General features: G+C 59.9%; 15 protein-coding genes. 3 read left to right on the top strand and 12 right to left on the bottom strand.

All coding sequences use genetic code 11. The features are described 5' to 3' along the window. Positions 1-2 precede the first annotated feature (2 nt). Together AC1DVF_RS10815 and AC1DVF_RS10810 are read right to left on the bottom strand one after the other, a co-directional pair. Complete coding sequence (locus tag AC1DVF_RS10815) at positions 3-809, bottom strand: alkaline phosphatase family protein (protein WP_477782447.1); 807 nt, start codon at positions 807-809, stop codon at positions 3-5. A 180-nt stretch (positions 810-989) separates the two neighbouring features. Beyond that, positions 990-2,057 carry an ABC transporter substrate-binding protein gene (locus AC1DVF_RS10810; protein WP_093441622.1) on the bottom strand — a complete coding sequence of 356 codons (1,068 nt, stop codon included), beginning with the start codon at positions 2,055-2,057 and terminating at the stop codon, positions 990-992. A 351-nt stretch (positions 2,058-2,408) separates the two neighbouring features. Here AC1DVF_RS10810 and AC1DVF_RS10805 point away from each other — a divergent pair, with 351 nt between their 5' ends. Next, entirely contained in the window at positions 2,409-3,122 is a 714-nt protein-coding gene (locus AC1DVF_RS10805) for a UTRA domain-containing protein (RefSeq protein WP_064121017.1), read from the top strand. 483 nt (positions 3,123-3,605) lie between these two features. Here the strand turns inward: AC1DVF_RS10805 and AC1DVF_RS10800 are convergent, their stop codons facing one another. The 8 genes from AC1DVF_RS10800 to minC form a co-directional block, all read right to left on the bottom strand. Continuing rightward, on the bottom strand, positions 3,606-4,940 hold the full coding sequence (locus AC1DVF_RS10800) for an amidohydrolase (protein WP_477782446.1): 1,335 nt from the start codon (positions 4,938-4,940) through the stop codon (positions 3,606-3,608). Positions 4,941-5,004: 64 nt separating this feature from the next. Beyond that, positions 5,005-7,158 carry a mechanosensitive ion channel family protein gene (locus AC1DVF_RS10795; protein WP_477782445.1) on the bottom strand — a complete coding sequence of 718 codons (2,154 nt, stop codon included), beginning with the start codon at positions 7,156-7,158 and terminating at the stop codon, positions 5,005-5,007. A gap of 77 nt (positions 7,159-7,235) precedes the next feature. After that, on the bottom strand, positions 7,236-7,412 hold the full coding sequence (locus tag AC1DVF_RS10790; RefSeq protein WP_016982863.1) for a hypothetical protein: 177 nt from the start codon (positions 7,410-7,412) through the stop codon (positions 7,236-7,238). 212 nt (positions 7,413-7,624) lie between these two features. Then, positions 7,625-8,914: a M18 family aminopeptidase gene (locus AC1DVF_RS10785; RefSeq protein WP_007919200.1), complete on the bottom strand. Its 1,290-nt coding sequence runs from the start codon at positions 8,912-8,914 to the stop codon at positions 7,625-7,627. Positions 8,915-9,030: 116 nt separating this feature from the next. Then, on the bottom strand, positions 9,031-9,666 hold the full coding sequence (locus AC1DVF_RS10780) for an RluA family pseudouridine synthase (protein ID WP_007960625.1): 636 nt from the start codon (positions 9,664-9,666) through the stop codon (positions 9,031-9,033). Positions 9,667-9,756: 90 nt separating this feature from the next. Beyond that, positions 9,757-10,011, bottom strand: coding sequence for a cell division topological specificity factor MinE (gene minE / locus AC1DVF_RS10775; protein WP_003223146.1), 255 nt, complete (start codon positions 10,009-10,011; stop codon positions 9,757-9,759). Next, a complete protein-coding gene (minD, locus tag AC1DVF_RS10770) occupies positions 10,011-10,823 on the bottom strand; it encodes a septum site-determining protein MinD (RefSeq protein ID WP_007913953.1) in 813 nt (270 codons plus the stop codon). The genes minE and minD overlap by 1 nt, the downstream gene beginning before the upstream one ends. Before the next feature lie 169 nt (positions 10,824-10,992). Beyond that, on the bottom strand, positions 10,993-11,730 hold the full coding sequence (gene minC, locus AC1DVF_RS10765; protein ID WP_026000431.1) for a septum site-determining protein MinC: 738 nt from the start codon (positions 11,728-11,730) through the stop codon (positions 10,993-10,995). 117 nt (positions 11,731-11,847) lie between these two features. Here minC and AC1DVF_RS10760 point away from each other — a divergent pair, with 117 nt between their 5' ends. Both AC1DVF_RS10760 and AC1DVF_RS10755 read left to right on the top strand, forming a co-directional pair. Next, positions 11,848-12,780, top strand: a complete 933-nt coding sequence (locus tag AC1DVF_RS10760) for a lipid A biosynthesis lauroyl acyltransferase (RefSeq protein ID WP_093441635.1) — start codon at positions 11,848-11,850, stop codon at positions 12,778-12,780. Positions 12,781-12,815: 35 nt separating this feature from the next. Beyond that, on the top strand, positions 12,816-14,000 hold the full coding sequence (locus tag AC1DVF_RS10755; protein ID WP_093441640.1) for a patatin-like phospholipase family protein: 1,185 nt from the start codon (positions 12,816-12,818) through the stop codon (positions 13,998-14,000). Positions 14,001-14,121: 121 nt separating this feature from the next. Here AC1DVF_RS10755 and AC1DVF_RS10750 read toward each other — a convergent pair whose 3' ends face one another. Beyond that, complete coding sequence (locus AC1DVF_RS10750; RefSeq protein ID WP_093441644.1) at positions 14,122-14,907, bottom strand: outer membrane protein OmpK; 786 nt, start codon at positions 14,905-14,907, stop codon at positions 14,122-14,124. A gap of 373 nt (positions 14,908-15,280) precedes the next feature. Further along, positions 15,281-16,066 carry an outer membrane protein OmpK gene (locus AC1DVF_RS10745; RefSeq protein WP_099758422.1) on the bottom strand — a complete coding sequence of 262 codons (786 nt, stop codon included), beginning with the start codon at positions 16,064-16,066 and terminating at the stop codon, positions 15,281-15,283. Positions 16,067-16,121 lie beyond the last annotated feature (55 nt).

The raw sequence follows: 16,121 nt of genomic DNA, 5'->3' as shown, positions 1-16,121 counted from the left end.
GTTCACTTGAGCAACCCCCGGCACACAGGTTTGTCGTGGGGCACGCCGAGCAATTCGCAGACGGTGCCGCAGATTTCGGTCTGCTTGGGTGCGGCGCCAGCGTCGAGGCTGAACACGTCACCGAGGACAAACAGCGGCACCTGGCGTTCTTCCGGCAACAGGCCGTTGTGCGAGCGATCGTTGTTCATGCCGTGATCGGCGGTCACCAATACCTGATAGCCCGCGTCGAGCCAACTCTGCAAGTAGTCGGCGAGGATAATGTCGGCCGAGCGGGCGCTGTTGCGGTATTGCGAGCTGTCGAGGCCGTGCTTGTGCCCGGCGTCGTCGATGTTCATCGGGTGGATCAGCAGGAAATTCGGATCGTGGCGCAGGCGCAGGTTTTCCGCGTCGGCGAACAGGTGCGAATCCGGATAGTGATCGCTCCAGTAGAAATGCCCGTGCTGGATCGGCAGCGACAGATTGTCGGTGTGGCGGTCGCGTGCTGCCACGAACGGCGAACGGTTGTACAACTCGCTGACCCAGTGATACGCCGCCGCAGCCGTTTTCAGACCTGCATCGCGGGCGTAGTGATAAATGCTGCGCTGATTGGACAGGCGCGCGACGTTGTTGTGGACGATGCCGCTGTCGATCGGCGGCACGCCGGTGAGGATGCATTCATAAAGCGGTCGGGACAGGGCCGGCAGTTCGCACTCCAACTGATAGAGCGCGGCGCGTCCTGCGCCAACATAAGCCTGCAGATGCCCCATGGCGTGACGTGCGACCTCGTAGTTGAGACCGTCGAGCACGACAAGGATGACGTTGTGCTTCATAGGGGCAAAAACTCCGCGAAATTCAAATATTCCGAAATCAACTCAATCCCTTGTGGGAGCGAGCTTGCTCGCGAAGGCGTCATGTCAGCCAACATCAATGCTGAATGAATAACCGCATTCGCGAGCAAGCTCGCTCCCACATTTGGAACTCCAGCGGATCCCGAAGAGGGATCTACAGGCTTATTTCATCTCTACGATGACTTCTTCGTTCCACGCCTGTGGCAGGGCTTTGGAGGTCTTTTCCCACGCATCGGCGTCTTTGATCGGGGTGACCTTTTTGTACTGTTCGTTCGGCAGCAGTTTGGCCTTCACGTCTTCCGGCAGTTGCAGGTGTTCGGCGCGGATCGGACGGGCGTTGCCGCGCGCGAGGTTGGTCTGGCCGGCGTCGCTGAAGATGTATTCGCGGGTCAGCTTGGCGGCGTTCGGGTTTTTCGCGTACTTGTTGATGATCGTGGTGTAGCCGGAAATCACCGAACCGTCGGATGGGATCAGCACCACATAGTCATCCGGGTTGGCCATTTTGGCTTTGTAGCTCAGGCCGTTGAAGTCCCAGACCACGCCGACTTCGATCTCGCCTTTTTCCATGGTGGCGATGGTTGGGTTGGCCATCGACAGGCGACCTTGCTTGGCGATGTCGGCGAACAGCAGCAGCGCAGGCTTGATGTTTTTCTCGTCGCCACCGTTGGCCAGTGCCGCAGCCAGAACGCCGTTGGCGGCTTGGGCGGCGGTGCTCACGTCACCGATGGACACCTTGTATTTGCCGCCCTTGAGGTCAGCCCATTTGGTTGGCACTTCGGAGCCGTGCAGCAGCTTTTTGTTGACGATGAAGGCGATGGTGCCGGTGTAGGCCAGCGCCCAGTTGCCGTCCTTGTCCTTGGCCCAGTCCGGGACTTGATCCCAGGTGCTTGGCTTGTACGGTTGCACCACGCCTTGCTTGACCGCGATCGGGCCGAAGGCCGCACCGACGTCGCCGATGTCAGCAGTGGCGTTGTCTTTTTCGGCGGCAAACTTGGCGATTTCCTGGGCCGAGCTCATGTCGGTGTCGATGTGCTTCAGGCCGTAGGTCTTGGCCAGGTCTTCCCAGGTGCCTTTCCAGTTGGCCCAGTCATCGGGCATGCCGACGCTGTTGACGGCGCCTTCCGCTTTCGCAGCGGCTTCGAGGGTTTTCAGATCGGTGCCGGCCGCCATGGCGGAGGTGCACATTGCAATGGTCGAGCCTAACAGTGTTGCCAGGAAAAGCTGTTTCATTCCGAAGCTCCTTGGTCGTGTTCAACGCTGCGATTGCGGTGTGTGTTGGTCTAGGTCAGCAATACCTGAGCCAATTTAAGGGGGCTGGATGACACTTTGATGTCGGCGGCCTTGTGTCAGGCCTTTTATTTGCCTGGTATTGGCGGCCGCCAGATAAGCGTAGACCATGCCCAAAGGCCCGCAGAGCAAGGGACTTGGCCGATGTATTGCAAGTCGTGAAGACGACCGTTCGGTAGTTTTGTCATCTCTTGGTCATCTGCACTGCCTAGGCTTGCAACATCAGGAAACGGCTTGATCGCCGTGCAGTTTTGCCCCGAAACAGTGCTGGTCTAGTCCAGATAGGTAACGTTGATGCGCGATGAGGCAACAAAAGCGGTGACAGCGATTGGCCAGGTGCTGCAAGAGCAGCTCGATCACGGGTTGCTGGCGGCGGGCAGCAAGTTGCCGGCCGAGCGCAAACTCAGTGAGTTGTTCGGTACGACGCGGATTACTGTGCGAGAGGCGTTGCTGCAACTGGAGGCGCAGGGGCAGATTTATCGTGAGGAGCGCCGTGGCTGGTTCGTCTCGCCGCCGCGTCTGGCCTATAACCTGATGCAGCGCAGTCACTTTCACGCGATGGTCAGTGCGCAGGGGCGGGTGCCGTCGACCGAGGTGATTTCGGCGCGGTTGCAGCCGGCTTCGGCTGCGGTGTGTGCGTGGTTGCAGTTGCCGGCGTTGTCGAGCGTGATTCAGATTTGCCGGTCGCGGCGGATTGATGGGCGGTTGGTGTTGTATGTGGAGCATTATTTGAATCCGCAGTTTTTTCCGGGGATTCTTGAGTTTGATTTGAATCAGTCGATCACCGAGTTGTATGCGCGGCATTACGATTTGCACTATGGGCGGGTGCGCTTTGAGATTGTGCCTACGTCATTGTCGGTGGATGCGGCGGCGGCTTTGCGGGTGTCGGTGGGGAGTCCGGGGTTGCGGATTGCTCGGGTCAATTACGATCAGCATGAGCGGTTGATTGATTGTGATCTGGAGTTTTGGCGGCATGATGCGATTCACGTTGGGGTTGATGTTGTTTGATCGTTTTGGGGGCATATCCGTTGCTGCGGTAACGGCGGCTTAGGGTTTCGCCCTTACGGCGACTCACTTTTTTTACAAACGCCTAAAAAAAGTAAGCAAAAAAACGCTTGCTCCTGCGTGCGGCCCGCTCGCTGGGGCTCGGGGTTCCTTCGCTGCGGGATCGATCCGGGCGCAGCGTCTACGGTTTGCTTCGCTGCACCTCCTCTCGCTGTGTTTGGCTGCGCCAAACGGTCGCTGCGCTCCCACGCCCGGATCAATCCCTCCACTCAGCCTTCCGACGTCGCCCGTGGATCAAGATCAAAAGCGGTACTCGAGCTTGCGCTCATTGTGTCGAGTGGGGCGGCTTTGCCGCATGGGTGTTCGCAAATTAAAACTGTGGGCGCTGCGGTGCGACGGTTCGACCTGCCAGCGATGACAGGCTGTACACGGTCCAAATGTGGGAGCGAGCTTGCTCGCGAAGGCGCCCCCACAATCACCTCATCCCTATTTGCCTGCCCCCGCATTGGCATACAGATAATCCGTCGCCAACGAGGCCAATGTTCTCACGCCTACCACCAGCGCCGACTCATCGACAAAGAACCCCGGATTGTGATTCGGCGCTGCCTTGCTCATGTCCTGGTCTCTTGGCGTCACGCCGAGAAACACAAAAAGTCCCGGCACTTCCTTGGCAAAGAACGAGAAGTCTTCCGCGCCACCCACCAGCGGTGCATTCACCACATCATCCTTGGCCGCCCACTTCAACGTCGGCAGCATTTTTTCCGTCAGTGCCGGGTTGTTGATGGTCGGGTCGTATTTTTCGATGATGGTGACGTCGGCTTTGGCGCCGCCGCTTTCGGCGATTTTTTCCACGGTCTGGCGGACGTCGGCATGCAGTTTCTGGCGGATGCCGTAGTCGTAGGAGCGGATCGTGCCGGTCATGTCGACGGATTCGGGAATGATGTTGTAGCGCGTCCCGCCGTTGATGGTGCCGATGCTGACCACTGACGGATAAGACGAGATATCGGTGCGGCGGCTGACCACGGTTTGCAGGCCGACGATGGTTTGCGCGCCGACGGTGATCGGGTCGATGCCGTCCCATGGGCGGCCGGCGTGGGTCTGTTTGCCGAGGATTTTGATGCGCAGGTCGTCGGAGCTGGCCAGGGTGGCGCCTGGGCGGAAGGCGATCTGGCCGGCGGGAACGCCGGCCCAGACGTGCAGGCCGAAGACCGCATCGGGTTTTGGTGATTTCATCACGCCTTCCTCGACCATCATTTTTGCGCCCCAGGTGTTATTGCCGTCGGGGATGAAGTCGCTGGGGCCTTCTTCGGCGGGTTGGAAGTAGAACACCACGGTGCCGGGCAGGGTGTCGCGCATGCCCGTGAGAATTTTCGCCGTGCTCAGCAGGATGGCGGTGTGCGCATCGTGGCCGCAGGCATGCATGACGTCGACTTCTTTGTCGAGGTAGGTGCCTTTGGCTTTTGAGGCGAACGGCAGGTCGGCGACTTCCTTGACCGGCAGCGCGTCCATGTCGGCGCGCAGAGCCACGGTCGGGCCGGGCAGGGCGCCTTTGAGCACGGCCACTACACCGGTGCGGGCGACGCCGGTTTTGACGTCCAGGCCCAGGGCTTTGAGTTGATTGGCGACCAGCTCGGCGGTGCGTTTTTCCGTGTTGCCGAGTTCCGGGTGGGCGTGGATGTCGCGGCGGGTTTCCAGCAGTTCGGGCTCGAGCTTTTGCGCTTGTTCGGCGATCGTTGTGCGGGTGCTTTCCAGCGTCGCGGCGCCAGCGTTGCTGGCGAACAGGCTGAGTAGAACGGCTTGGGCAATGCGCGTCAGTTGCATCGGGTTCTCCTTGATTATTGTTGTCGGGCTTCCCTGCCTGTGACTGCAACCGCGCGCCTGAGTGCTATTCCTTCGGCTGACCGCCACCGGCAGTGATCACTTGCACGCTCATGCGCGGCGTTGCCAGATCGAGTCCGGCTTCATCGAGATGGCGTTTGAGCGACAGGTTGAAGGCTCGAGACACTTCCCATTGTTTGATCGGCGCGGTCTTGAACCGGGCGCGCAGGATCGCGCTGCCGGACTCGAAACTTTCGACACCCTGAATCTCCAGCGGCGACCAGATGTTGCGCCGTTGCAGCGGATCGGTGCGCATCTTCTGGCCGACTTCGCGCATCAGTTTGATCGCGTCGTCGATTTCCATGTTGTACGGCACCGCCACGCGGAAGATTGCGTAGCCAAATTCCCGCGAGTAGTTCTTGATGCTTTTGATTTCGCTGAACGGGATGGTGTGGACGATGCCGTCGATATCGCGCAGGCGCACGGTGCGGATGGTCAGGCCTTCGACAGTGCCGAGGTGGCCGCCGACGTCGACGTAGTCATCGATGGCCAGCGAGTCTTCGATGATGATGAACAGACCGGTGATCAGGTCCGCGACCAGCGACTGCGCACCGAAACCGATGGCCAGACCGATCACACCGGCACCGGCCAGCAGTGGCGTGACGTTCATGCCCATGTTGGCCAGCGCGACGATCAGCGCAATGATGAAAATCGCCACGAACAGCACGTTGCGGATCAGCGGCATCATCGTTTGCGCACGCGCATTCGCCAGACCTTTGCGCGAGCGGGTGAGGGCGTGGTGCACGGCCGTGTCGGCGAGGATCCAGATCAGCCAGGAGAAAACCAGTGTGCCAATCAGGCTGAACAGTTTGACGCTGATGTCATGGCCTTCGCCTTCGGCAAAACCGATCAGCGACTGGCCCCAGACGCGCAGGCCGAGTTCGATAAAGACCAGCCAGACCAGCAGGTGCGCGAGGGTGTAAAAGAAGTTTTTCAGACGCTCGGAATACAGCGCGTGACGTTTCGGCCCGCGTTGCGGTTTCAAGGAATGCCGGCGCACGAGGCCGTTGATCACCATGCACAACACCAGCAGCACGGTGCAGATCAGCGACTGGCGCAAGGCGGTGCTGGTGTCGCCGGCGGAGACGAAGGTGGCGAATAGCGAGATGCCGACCAGCACCAGCGCCGGCACGTACCAAAAGGTGCCGAGGATTTCGATGGTATCGCTGAGGGCGCGGCGGGTCAGTCGTCGTGACAGCGGCTGATTGCGAATCAAGTGTGCGATCGGCCGGCGGAAACGCAGGATGAACAGACCGGTCGACAGTGCCGCGAGGACATTGGCGATGGTTGCAGCGGTGTGGGCCAGATGCACGCCGAGGCTTTCGATCAGGCGCGGATCGTTCAACGCTTCACCGAACGCGGCGAAGCTGCCGATCAGCCACAGCGGCCGGAACGCCTGATGACGCAGGATGTACAGCGCACGATGGCGGTGCGGGCCGTCGAGCAGGGAAAACGCGATCACGCAGATCGCCGAGAAACAGGTGCCGACCACCAGCGCATAGGCCAGCACCATCGCCAGGCTTTTGCCCAGTGACGACGGCAGCGCGTAGCTCATGTAGACGGTCATTACCAAAGCGATCAGCCACGGCCCGAGCTTGCGTAAAGCGAAGCGCAGCATGTCGAGAGCCTTGGGGTGTTGCGGCAGTTCTTCGGTGAGGCCGAAGCGCATGCGTACCCGGTGACTGAGCCAGATCAGCGCGGCGGCGAGCAGGCTCCAGACCATCAGGATCATGGCGAAACCGAAAATGATCGGCAGCCACTCGTTGGCCGGTAGCAGCATCGCGCTCAGTTCGTCCTTGGCCAGGTCGAACTCGTTGCCCCAGCGGTTGAGCGGGCTGTCGGCACCGGTGAATTGCTTTTCGAAGTTGGCGAGGGTCCCGCCGATCAGGCCGAGTACGCCTTCTTCGGGGCTGGCCTGGGCCTTTTTGGTGGCGTCGCGCAGCTTCTTCAGGTCGGTCAGCAGTTGCGCGCGTTGCTTGTCGTTTTCCAGCGACTTGATGACTTCGTCGAGGGACTGGCCGAGCGGTTCTTGGGCTTCGGGTTGAGCTTTGTTGGTGTTGAGCAGGCCCGGCAGACCGACCGCGTGGGCGGGCGCCATCGGCAGCAGTGTCATCAGGCAGACAAGGAACAGACTGGGCAAAGCAAAAAGACGAGCGAACACTAGGCGGTCAACCTCGCAAGGGGCGGATTCGCTGGAGTGTACGAGGCCCACCCATTCAATGCGAGCCGGGCGCGGATTTATTCGTTGAGTTTGGCGAGTATCTTGTAGACCACCGTGGCGAGGATCGTCAGCATGCCGACCCACATGGCAAATACCCCGGCGTTCTTGTCACGGAAGTTGAAACCGATCGCCAGCAGGATCATTCCGCACAGGATGGGAATGAGCATGGCGTGGAACGAAGACATCGAGATCATGGAGACTGCCTTGTCGAAATGAATGATGTAAGTCTAGGTCGGTTTTGCTTGAGCTGTTCTGATGTGTATCAGAGTTGAGCCGGTTTCAAGATGAAATTTGTGCTGCCTGAACTGACGCTTTCGCGAGCAGGCTCGCTCCCACATTGGAATGCATTTCAAACTGTGGGAGCGACGGTGCGACGATTCGACCTGCTCGCGAAGCTTTTAAGCTTTTAGGGCAATTCGCGGCAGGCGTAGAACGCGCTGAGTACTTTGACCAGATGTGCCAGGTCATGGCTGCCGCACAGTTCGCGGATCGAGTGCATGGCGAAGGTCGGCAGGCCGATGTCGACAGTGCGCACGCCGAGGTGGCTGGCGGTGATCGGGCCGATGGTCGAGCCGCAACCCATGTCGCTGCGCACCACGAAGCTCTGTACCGGCACTTCTTCGGCCATGCACAGATGGCGGAAGAACCCGGCGGTTTCGCTGTTGGTGGCGTAGCGCTGGTTGCTGTTGACCTTGATCACCGGGCCGGCGTTGAGTTTCGGGCCGTGGTTGGCATCGTGCTTTTCCGCGTAGTTGGGGTGCACGCCGTGGGCGTTGTCGGCCGAGACCAGCAGGGACTTCTGGATGGTGCGGACGAACTCGTCACCTTCCGGCAGCAGACGACGCAGGGTTTGTTCGAGCATCGGGCCATCGGCGCCGCAGGCCGAGCAGGAACCGACTTCTTCGTGGTCGTTGCACACCAGCACGCAGGTTTCGTCGGTTTCGGCGGTCAGCAAGGCTTGCAGGCCGGCGTAGCACGACAGCAGGTTGTCGAGGCGCGCGCCGGCTATGAAGTCGCCGTTGAGGCCGATCACTGCAGCGCTTTGCGTGTCGTAGAAACTCAACTCGTAATCGAGCACGACGTCGGCGTTCAAGCCATGTTCGCGGGCCAGTTGATCGGTGAGCACGGCGCGGAAGTCGACGCGCTCGTCACCGGCGAATTGCGCGAGGATCGGTGGCAGTTCGGTCTGCGCGTTGATCGCCCAGCCCTGATTGGCTTCACGGTTGAGGTGAATGGCCAGGTTGGGAATGATCGCGATTGGCGCCTTGAAGTCGATCAACTGGCTTTCGACTTTGCCGTCGCGGCGGAAGGTCACGCGGCCGGCCAGCGATAGATCACGGTCGAACCACGGCGCCAGGAGGGCACCGCCGTAGACTTCAACACCCAGTTGCCAGAAGCCCTGACGCTGCAGTTCCGGTTGCGGCTTGACCCGCAGGCACGGGCTGTCGGTGTGCGCGCCAACCAAGCGGATACCGCCGTGCAGTGGCGAGGTGCGGCCCATTTTGATCGCGACGATCGAGGAGTCGTTACGGGTGACGTAATAGCGGCCGTTCGGCTCGGTGGTCCAGGGCTCGCGCTCGTCGAGGCGCACGAAACCGGCAGCCTCCAGACGCTGCACCAGACTGGCGGTGGCGTGGAACGGGGTAGGGGAGGCCTTGAGAAAGTCGATCAGGCCTTGGTTCAACTCTTCGCGCATAAGAAACTCCAGACAGCAGTGGGCGGGAGTTTAACGCATCGGCCGGGGAATTGAATCTGCACCGAACCCATGTGGGAGCGAGCCTGCTCGCTCCCACATGGGTTCGGTGGTGCTTGTCAGAACGGCGCAGGGCACTCGAAACGCAGGCGTTCGCCGGTTTGCGGATGGGTGAAGCTGAGCATGCTCGCGTGCAGGCACAGGCGTGGCCATGCCGCCAGCGCCTGCTCGTGGGCGTAGAGGCCATCACCGAGCAGCGGATGCCCGATCGACAGCATGTGCACGCGCAACTGATGCGAGCGGCCGGTGATCGGTGTCAGCTCAACGCGGCACCAGTCGCCGCAACGCTCCAGCACACGCCAGAAGGTCAGCGCATGCTTGCCGAATTCGTGGTCGACGACATGGCGCGGTTTGGTCGGGGGGTCGTAACGCAAGGGCAAATCGATGCTGCCACTGTCCAGTTCCGGCTGACCCCAGGCCAGTGCGGTGTAGGCCTTTTCAGTTTCGCGGTCATGAAACTGCCGTGACAGTTCGCGATGCGTATCGGCATCACGCGCCAGCAAAATGATGCCGGAGGTTTCCCAGTCCAGGCGATGGACGATGCGCGCTTCGGGGTAGCCGTTTTCCTGCAGGCGGGTAATCAGGCAATCCTTGTTGTCGTCGGCGCGACCGGGCACCGAGAGCAGCAACGTCGGTTTGTCGACCACCAGCACGGCGGCGTCCTGATGGATGATGCGGATGTTGGACAGCGGCATTAAAACAGCCTCGTAACAAATGCCAACGGCGGTTCAGGGCCATCCCGCATGGGGATGGCCCTGAACCGCCGTCGTACCTGCCGGATCGACTCAGCGATCAGGCAGGGTGATGTTGAGTTCCAGAATCGAGCAACTGCCCTGGCTTTCCAGTGCAACATGTACGTCGTCGTTGCCGATGTTGACGTACTTGCGGATCACGTCGACCAGTTCCTTCTGCAAGGCTGGCAAGTAATCCGGCGTGCTGCGCTGGCCGCGCTCATGCGCCACGATGATCTGTAGACGCTCTTTCGCTACCGAGGCGGTACTTGGCTTTTTGTTGGCACGAAAGAAGTCAAAAAGGTTCATTACCTACCTCCAAACAGGCGCTCGAAGAATCCCTTCTTCTCGACATCGAGGAAACGGTGGGCTTTTTCTTTGCCCAGCAAACGGTCGACGGTATCGCTGTAGGCCTGACCGGCATCGCTCTGGTCGTCGAGAATCACCGGGACGCCCTGGTTGGATGCCTTGAGCACCGCCTGGGATTCCGGGATCACGCCGAGCAGGGTTACCGAGAGGATTTCCTTGACGTCTTCAACGCCCAGCATTTCGCCCTTTTCAACACGCTCTGGATGGTAGCGAGTGATCAGCAAGTGTTCCTTGATCGGGTCTTCGCCACGTTCGGCGCGGCGCGATTTGCTGGCCAGCAGGCCCAGCATGCGGTCCGAATCTCGTACCGAGGACACTTCCGGGTTGGTCACGACGATCGCTTCATCAGCGAAGTACATGGCCAGGTGAGCACCTTTCTCGATGCCCGCCGGGGAGTCGCAGACGACGAACTCGAATTGTTCCTTGAGCTCCATCAGGACTTTTTCCACGCCTTCGACAGTCAGCGCGTCTTTGTCGCGGGTCTGACTGGCGGCCAGTACGTAGAGGTTTTCCAGGCGCTTGTCTTTGATCAGCGCTTGTTGCAGGTTGGCTTCGCCGTTGACCACGTTGACGAAGTCATACACCACGCGGCGCTCGCAACCCATGATCAGGTCAAGGTTACGCAAGCCCACGTCGAAGTCGACGATCACTGTTTTGTGGCCGCGCAGAGCGAGGCCGGTACCGATAGCGGCGCTGGTGGTGGTCTTACCCACACCACCCTTGCCGGATGTAACCACGAGAATCTTGGCCAAGGTGTTTCACCCCTAAGGAAGAAGGACTTTTTAGCCCCTGAAAAACATCTCTTGAAAACTACTGCAGTCGGACAGCCTTGGCTGGAATTCGGCATTGAGCCTTTTTCCTACTTCGTTTGAGCCGTTTTCGCTACGTTTTAGAGATGCTTGGAAAATGCGGCAGTATCCGTTAAAGCCGAATGATGTTCAACACGTCGCCCGACAGGCTGACCTGTACGCCCGAGCCCCACATAGGGTCGCGGCGCAAATCTTCGGAAACCTTGTAATGACCGGCGATGGAGATCAGTTCAGCGCTCAATTGCTGACAGAAAATCCGTGCCTTGGTGTCACCCTTCACGCCGGCCAGCGCCCGACCACGCATCGGGCCGTATACATGGATGTTGCCATCGGCGAGAAGTTCCGCCCCCGGACTGACCGAGGACACCACGACCAAATCGCCACCCTGGGCATATATCTGTTGGCCACCACGTACTGGCGTGGTGATGACGCGGGTCGGTTTGACCGTTGGCTCCGGCGGTTTTTCCGGCTTCTTTTTGACCTCGGCTTCGGGTGTTTCCAGCGGTCGTTCACGGGCGCCCGACGGCGGCAGCACCGGAATGTCGATAGCGATGGCGGCGGCGATGTCTTCGATGCGGCTGGCGCGAATCGCCAGGGTGCGCAGGCCATGTTGACGGCAGACGCGCATCAGGCCTGGCAGATCGACAGCGCCTTCGCTTGGCGGCAGTTTGTCCAGCGCCAGAACCAGCGGCGCGTTGCTGAAGAAGTTCGGCGCCTGGGCAACTTTGGCGGCCAATTGCCGATCGAGGCTTTCGAGGTCGTTACGGGCCAGTTCCAGCACAGTAATGGCCAGCATGCTGCCCTTGAGCTGGAATACGGGATCTTGGTCTAACGGTTCGGTTTGGCTCATGTCGGCATACAACGGCTTGTCACTAAAAGTGCCGAGACTTATAACGAGAACGCCCGCAGGCCGCAAGCCGGGTCGAACGATGTAGAATGCGCGGCCACTGCATTTACGGAAGCTTTAATGGATCGCCCGCGTTTTCGAACAGCCTTTTTATCGCCACGCTTCTGGCCGCTCTGGTGCGGTCTGGGGCTTTTGTGGCTGATCGTCCAGTTGCCGTATCCGGTCTTGCTGACCATCGGTCGTGTTTTGGGTGCGTTGATGTATCGCGTGGCCGGCGACCGGCGGCGCATCGCCAAGCGCAATCTTGAACTGTGCTTCCCGGAAAAATCCGCCGCTGAGCGCAAACGCCTGCTCAAGGAAAATTTCGCCTCCACCGGTATCGCCTTTTTTGAAATGGCCATGAGCTGGTGGTGGTCGCGCGAGCGTCTGGCCAAGCTGGCCCACGTTGAAGGCCTGGAGCATTTGCAAAAGGCCCAGCGCGAAGGCAAAGGCGTGATTCTGATGGCCGCGCATTTCACCACGCTGGAAATCGGCGCGGCCTTGCTCGGTCAGCAGCACACGATTGATGGCATGTACCGCGAACACAAAAACCCGCTGTTCGACTTCGTCCAGCGTCGCGGTCGCGAGCGGCACAATCTCGACTCGCTGGCCGTGGAGCGTGACGACGTGCGCGGCATGCTCAAGCTGCTGCGTTCCGGTCGCGCGATCTGGTATGCGCCGGATCAAGACTATGGCGCCAAGCAGAGCATTTTCGTGCCGCTGTTCGGCATTCAGGCGGCGACTGTGACAGCGACGACGAAATTTGCGCGTCTGGGCAAGGCGCTGGTGGTGCCGTTCACCCAGGAGCGTCTGGCCGACGGCAGCGGTTATCGGTTGGTGATTCATCCGCCGCTGGAAGATTTCCCCGGCGAAACCGAAGAAGCCGACTGCATCCGCATCAATCAGTGGGTCGAGAGTGCGTTGCGTGCCTGCCCCGAGCAGTACCTGTGGGCGCATCGACGCTTCAAGAGCCGGCCACCGGGCGAGCCGAAGCTGTACGCCAAACGCGGTTGATTCCCCCATCCTTTCAAGCACCATGGAGTGTTGCGATGAGCCCAGCTGAACCGGTCACAGGTTTGATTCTTTCCGGCGGCGGGGCTCGGGCGGCGTATCAGGTGGGCGTGTTGGCGGCGATTGCCGAATTGCTGCCGCTGGGTGCGGACAATCCGTTTCCGGTGATCGTCGGCACCTCGGCCGGGGCGATCAACGCCGTCAGCCTCGCCAGTGGCGCTAGCGACTTTCGCGCCGCCATCGAACGCCTGACCTTGTTCTGGCAGGGCTTTCGCAGCGATCGCGTGCTGCGCAGTGACTGGCCCGGGGTTATCCGTCAGGCCAGCCGTTTTGTCAGCCACAGCCTGCTCGGCCTCGGTCGGCAACTGCCGGTGGCGCTGCTCAACAGTTCGCCGCTGCGCGCTCTGCTAAATGAAAAACTGCACATGCCCGGTATCGCCGAATCGATCGCGCGCAAGCAATTGCATGCGGTGGCGGTGACGGCGTTCGGCTACGAATCCGGGCAAGCGGTGACGTTCTATCAGGGCGGCGGCAAGATCGATTCATGGCTGCGCCATCGGCGCATTGGCGTGCCGACGGAACTGACGGTGGAGCACCTGCTCGCCAGTTCGGCGATCCCGTTGCTGTTCGCGCCGGTCAAACTCGGCGATGAATATTTTGGCGACGGCGCGGTGCGGCAATCGGCACCGATCAGCCCGGCGCTGCACCTGGGCGCGAGCCGAGTGCTGGTGGTGGGCGTCAGTGGCAACCCGCGCGGCTTTGATCCGCAGCAGCCGCTGGAACGCGCTTATACGGGGCAACAGCCGACGCTGGCGCAGATTGGCGGGCACATGCTCAACAGCACGTTCATTGACAGCCTGGAGAGCGACATCGAGTTACTTCAGCGTCTCAACCAGTTCAGCCATTTGATGCCCGCCGGCACGCCGACCCGCGAGTTGGGTGTGGCGCCGGTGGAGGTGCTGGTGATCTCGCCGAGCCAGCCGATCGATGAAATCGCGGCACGGCATCGCCAGGAGTTGCCGGCGGCGTTGCGCTTGTTCTTGCGCGGACCGGGCGCGACCAAGACGAGTGGGGCAGGGGTGTTGAGTTATCTGTTGTTCGAGGCGGGGTATTGCAGCGAGTTGATTGATCTGGGGCGGCGGGATGCGTTGGCCAAGCGCGAGGAGCTGTGCCGGTTTCTCGGGATATCCGAAACGGTGGCGTCCGCCTCGAATCTTGTTTGAACCCATTCGCGAGCAAGCTCGCTCCCACAGGGTTCGGCGTCGTATGCGGAATTCGCCTTCAACATAGAACCACTGTGGGAGCGAGCTTGCTCGCGAAGGCGTCCTTGCGGACGCCGCCGGATCAGAAGTGGTACTTCACCAGGAAGCTGGTGTTGCTCTGATTGGTCTTGAACGCACCGGTATCGTCGATGCCGTACTTGTCTTTCCAGTAGTCGTATTCCACACCGACGTACAACTGCTTCTCGCCGAGACGCAGCGCTTTGCCCAGGTCATATTTGATCTGTGGGTTGAAGTGCAGGTTGGCGTGGTACTCGCCCTTTTTGTTGACGTCGTTGTCGCTGACCCAGTCCATGAAACCGTCGATCAGGATGTTCGAATTGCCGACCGGAATGGTGTACGACCACACCGGGGTGATCTGCCAGACGTTGTCGCCCGCACGTGGGCCTTCGGTGTGGCGCTGATAGAAGTTCAACTGGAAGTAGTCGAAGCCCGGGATGGCCAAGTCGAAACCAGGGCCGATCAGGTAAGACTCGACATCACCTTCACCGAACTCGTAGGTCATCGCCAGCAGCACGTCTTTGATCGGGCCGAATTCGATCTTCTGGTCGAGGATCTTGCCCAGCGACAGGCGCGGGCTGAACTCGCCGTAATACGTGTTGTTGCCGACGCCGCTGTCAGGCTTGCCGTTGTAGAAGATCTTGTCGACGAACAGGAAGTTGTCCCCGTACTTCCACGCATCGGCGTGCTCGAAGGTGACGGTCTGCTGGATGCGCGGGTTGACCTGGAAGTCCTTGCCATAGAGGTAGGTCAGGCTGTTGTTCTGCCACTGCAGCAGGCCTTCGGCCATGGCCTGGCCGCCGGCCAACATCGATCCCGCGAGCATCAGGCTGGTGCACATACGTTTCATTCGGTTGCTCCCAAAGTAGGTGTTCCACGTTATTTTTTTAAGATCGGCGCTCTGGTGTGGCGCCTTTTTTCGTTGCTGCAAAAACTCATCCGATCGGTCAGCTTCGTTGCTGTTAGCAAGAGCTGAGCCAAGGCTTTCGAAAAGCAAAAAAACACCCGCTCGGCTGCTGAAAAACAGTCGATTGAGTGTGTTTTCGGGATGCCTCGGTACTGACCGGGGCCGGGATATGTTGGCTTTTCGGTCAGGAATTAAATCCGGGCTTTTTTTTAGACCGAATTCAGAAGGCCGCGGAGAATACTGACTCCTCGGCCAGCTCTCAAGTGCCCCGCAACAGAGCACCGACGACAGGTATGGGGCACGGTTGCGGGCCATCTTAGAAATGCACCTTTACCAGCAGGCTGGCGGTGTTCTGATTGGTGTCGAAGTTGTGCGTGTTTTCGATGCCATATTTATTTTTCCAATAGCTGTATTCGGTGCCGACATACAGTTGCTTCTGGCTCCAGCCCAAAGCTTTGCCCAGGTCATATTTGATCTGCGGATTGATGTGCAGGTTGGCGTGGTAGGTGCCGCGTGAGTTCTCATCGTTGTCGACTACCCAATCGAGGTAGCCGTCGATCAGCACATCGGAATTGCCCAGGGGAAAGCTGTAGGACCAGCCGGGGGTGATCTGCCAGACGCCATCGCCGGGGCGCGGGCCTTCGGTCTGGCGGCGAAAGATGTTCAGGGTGACGTAGTTGAAACCGGGCACCTTGAGGTCGAAACCTGGGCCGATCAGGTAGGCCTCGCTGTCGCCTTCGCCGTACTCGTAAGTCATGGCGAGCAGGACGTCTTTGATCGGGCCGAACTCGAGCTTCTGGTCGAAGATCTTGCCGAACGAGAAGCGCGGGGTGAATTCACCGTAGAAGGCGTGCGGGCCTTTGTTCGCGTCTTCCTTGCCGTTGTAGAAGATTTTGTCGACGAACAGGAAGTTGTCGCCGTACTTCCATTTGTCGGCGTGCTCAAAGGTCAGCGTCTGCTGGATCGATGGGTTGATTGCGAAATTCTTGCCGTACAGATAGCTCAGGCTGTTGGTCTGCCACAGCAGTAAATCGCCGGCCATGGCCTGACTCGCGGCCAGCAGGCCGCCACTCAACAGAACGTTGGTTTGCGTGCGAATCATCTGTTGCTCCCTCTTGTTTTTATTGTTTGAGGCAGGGTGTTGCACAGTCCCTGTG

The sequence above is a fragment of the Pseudomonas sp. P4_D7 genome (assembly GCF_056401755.1).
The sequence above is the reverse complement of the archived record's forward strand: the minus strand, read 5'-3'. Positions and strand labels throughout refer to the sequence as shown.

Excerpts from the sequence above, each read along its gene's own strand:
- AC1DVF_RS10815 (WP_477782447.1), bottom strand. The coding sequence starts at position 809 with ATGAAGCACAACGTCATCCTTGTCGTGCTCGACGGTCTCAACTACGAG.
- AC1DVF_RS10810 (WP_093441622.1), bottom strand. The coding sequence starts at position 2,057 with ATGAAACAGCTTTTCCTGGCAACACTGTTAGGCTCGACCATTGCAATG.
- AC1DVF_RS10805 (WP_064121017.1), top strand. The coding sequence starts at position 2,409 with ATGCGCGATGAGGCAACAAAAGCGGTGACAGCGATTGGCCAGGTGCTG.
- AC1DVF_RS10800 (WP_477782446.1), bottom strand. The coding sequence starts at position 4,940 with ATGCAACTGACGCGCATTGCCCAAGCCGTTCTACTCAGCCTGTTCGCC.
- AC1DVF_RS10790 (WP_016982863.1), bottom strand. The coding sequence starts at position 7,412 with ATGATCTCGATGTCTTCGTTCCACGCCATGCTCATTCCCATCCTGTGC.
- AC1DVF_RS10785 (WP_007919200.1), bottom strand. The coding sequence starts at position 8,914 with ATGCGCGAAGAGTTGAACCAAGGCCTGATCGACTTTCTCAAGGCCTCC.
- AC1DVF_RS10780 (WP_007960625.1), bottom strand. The coding sequence starts at position 9,666 with ATGCCGCTGTCCAACATCCGCATCATCCATCAGGACGCCGCCGTGCTG.
- minE (WP_003223146.1), bottom strand. The coding sequence starts at position 10,011 with ATGAACCTTTTTGACTTCTTTCGTGCCAACAAAAAGCCAAGTACCGCC.
- minC (WP_026000431.1), bottom strand. The coding sequence starts at position 11,730 with ATGAGCCAAACCGAACCGTTAGACCAAGATCCCGTATTCCAGCTCAAG.
- AC1DVF_RS10760 (WP_093441635.1), top strand. The coding sequence starts at position 11,848 with ATGGATCGCCCGCGTTTTCGAACAGCCTTTTTATCGCCACGCTTCTGG.
- AC1DVF_RS10755 (WP_093441640.1), top strand. The coding sequence starts at position 12,816 with ATGAGCCCAGCTGAACCGGTCACAGGTTTGATTCTTTCCGGCGGCGGG.
- AC1DVF_RS10750 (WP_093441644.1), bottom strand. The coding sequence starts at position 14,907 with ATGAAACGTATGTGCACCAGCCTGATGCTCGCGGGATCGATGTTGGCC.
- AC1DVF_RS10745 (WP_099758422.1), bottom strand. The coding sequence starts at position 16,066 with ATGATTCGCACGCAAACCAACGTTCTGTTGAGTGGCGGCCTGCTGGCC.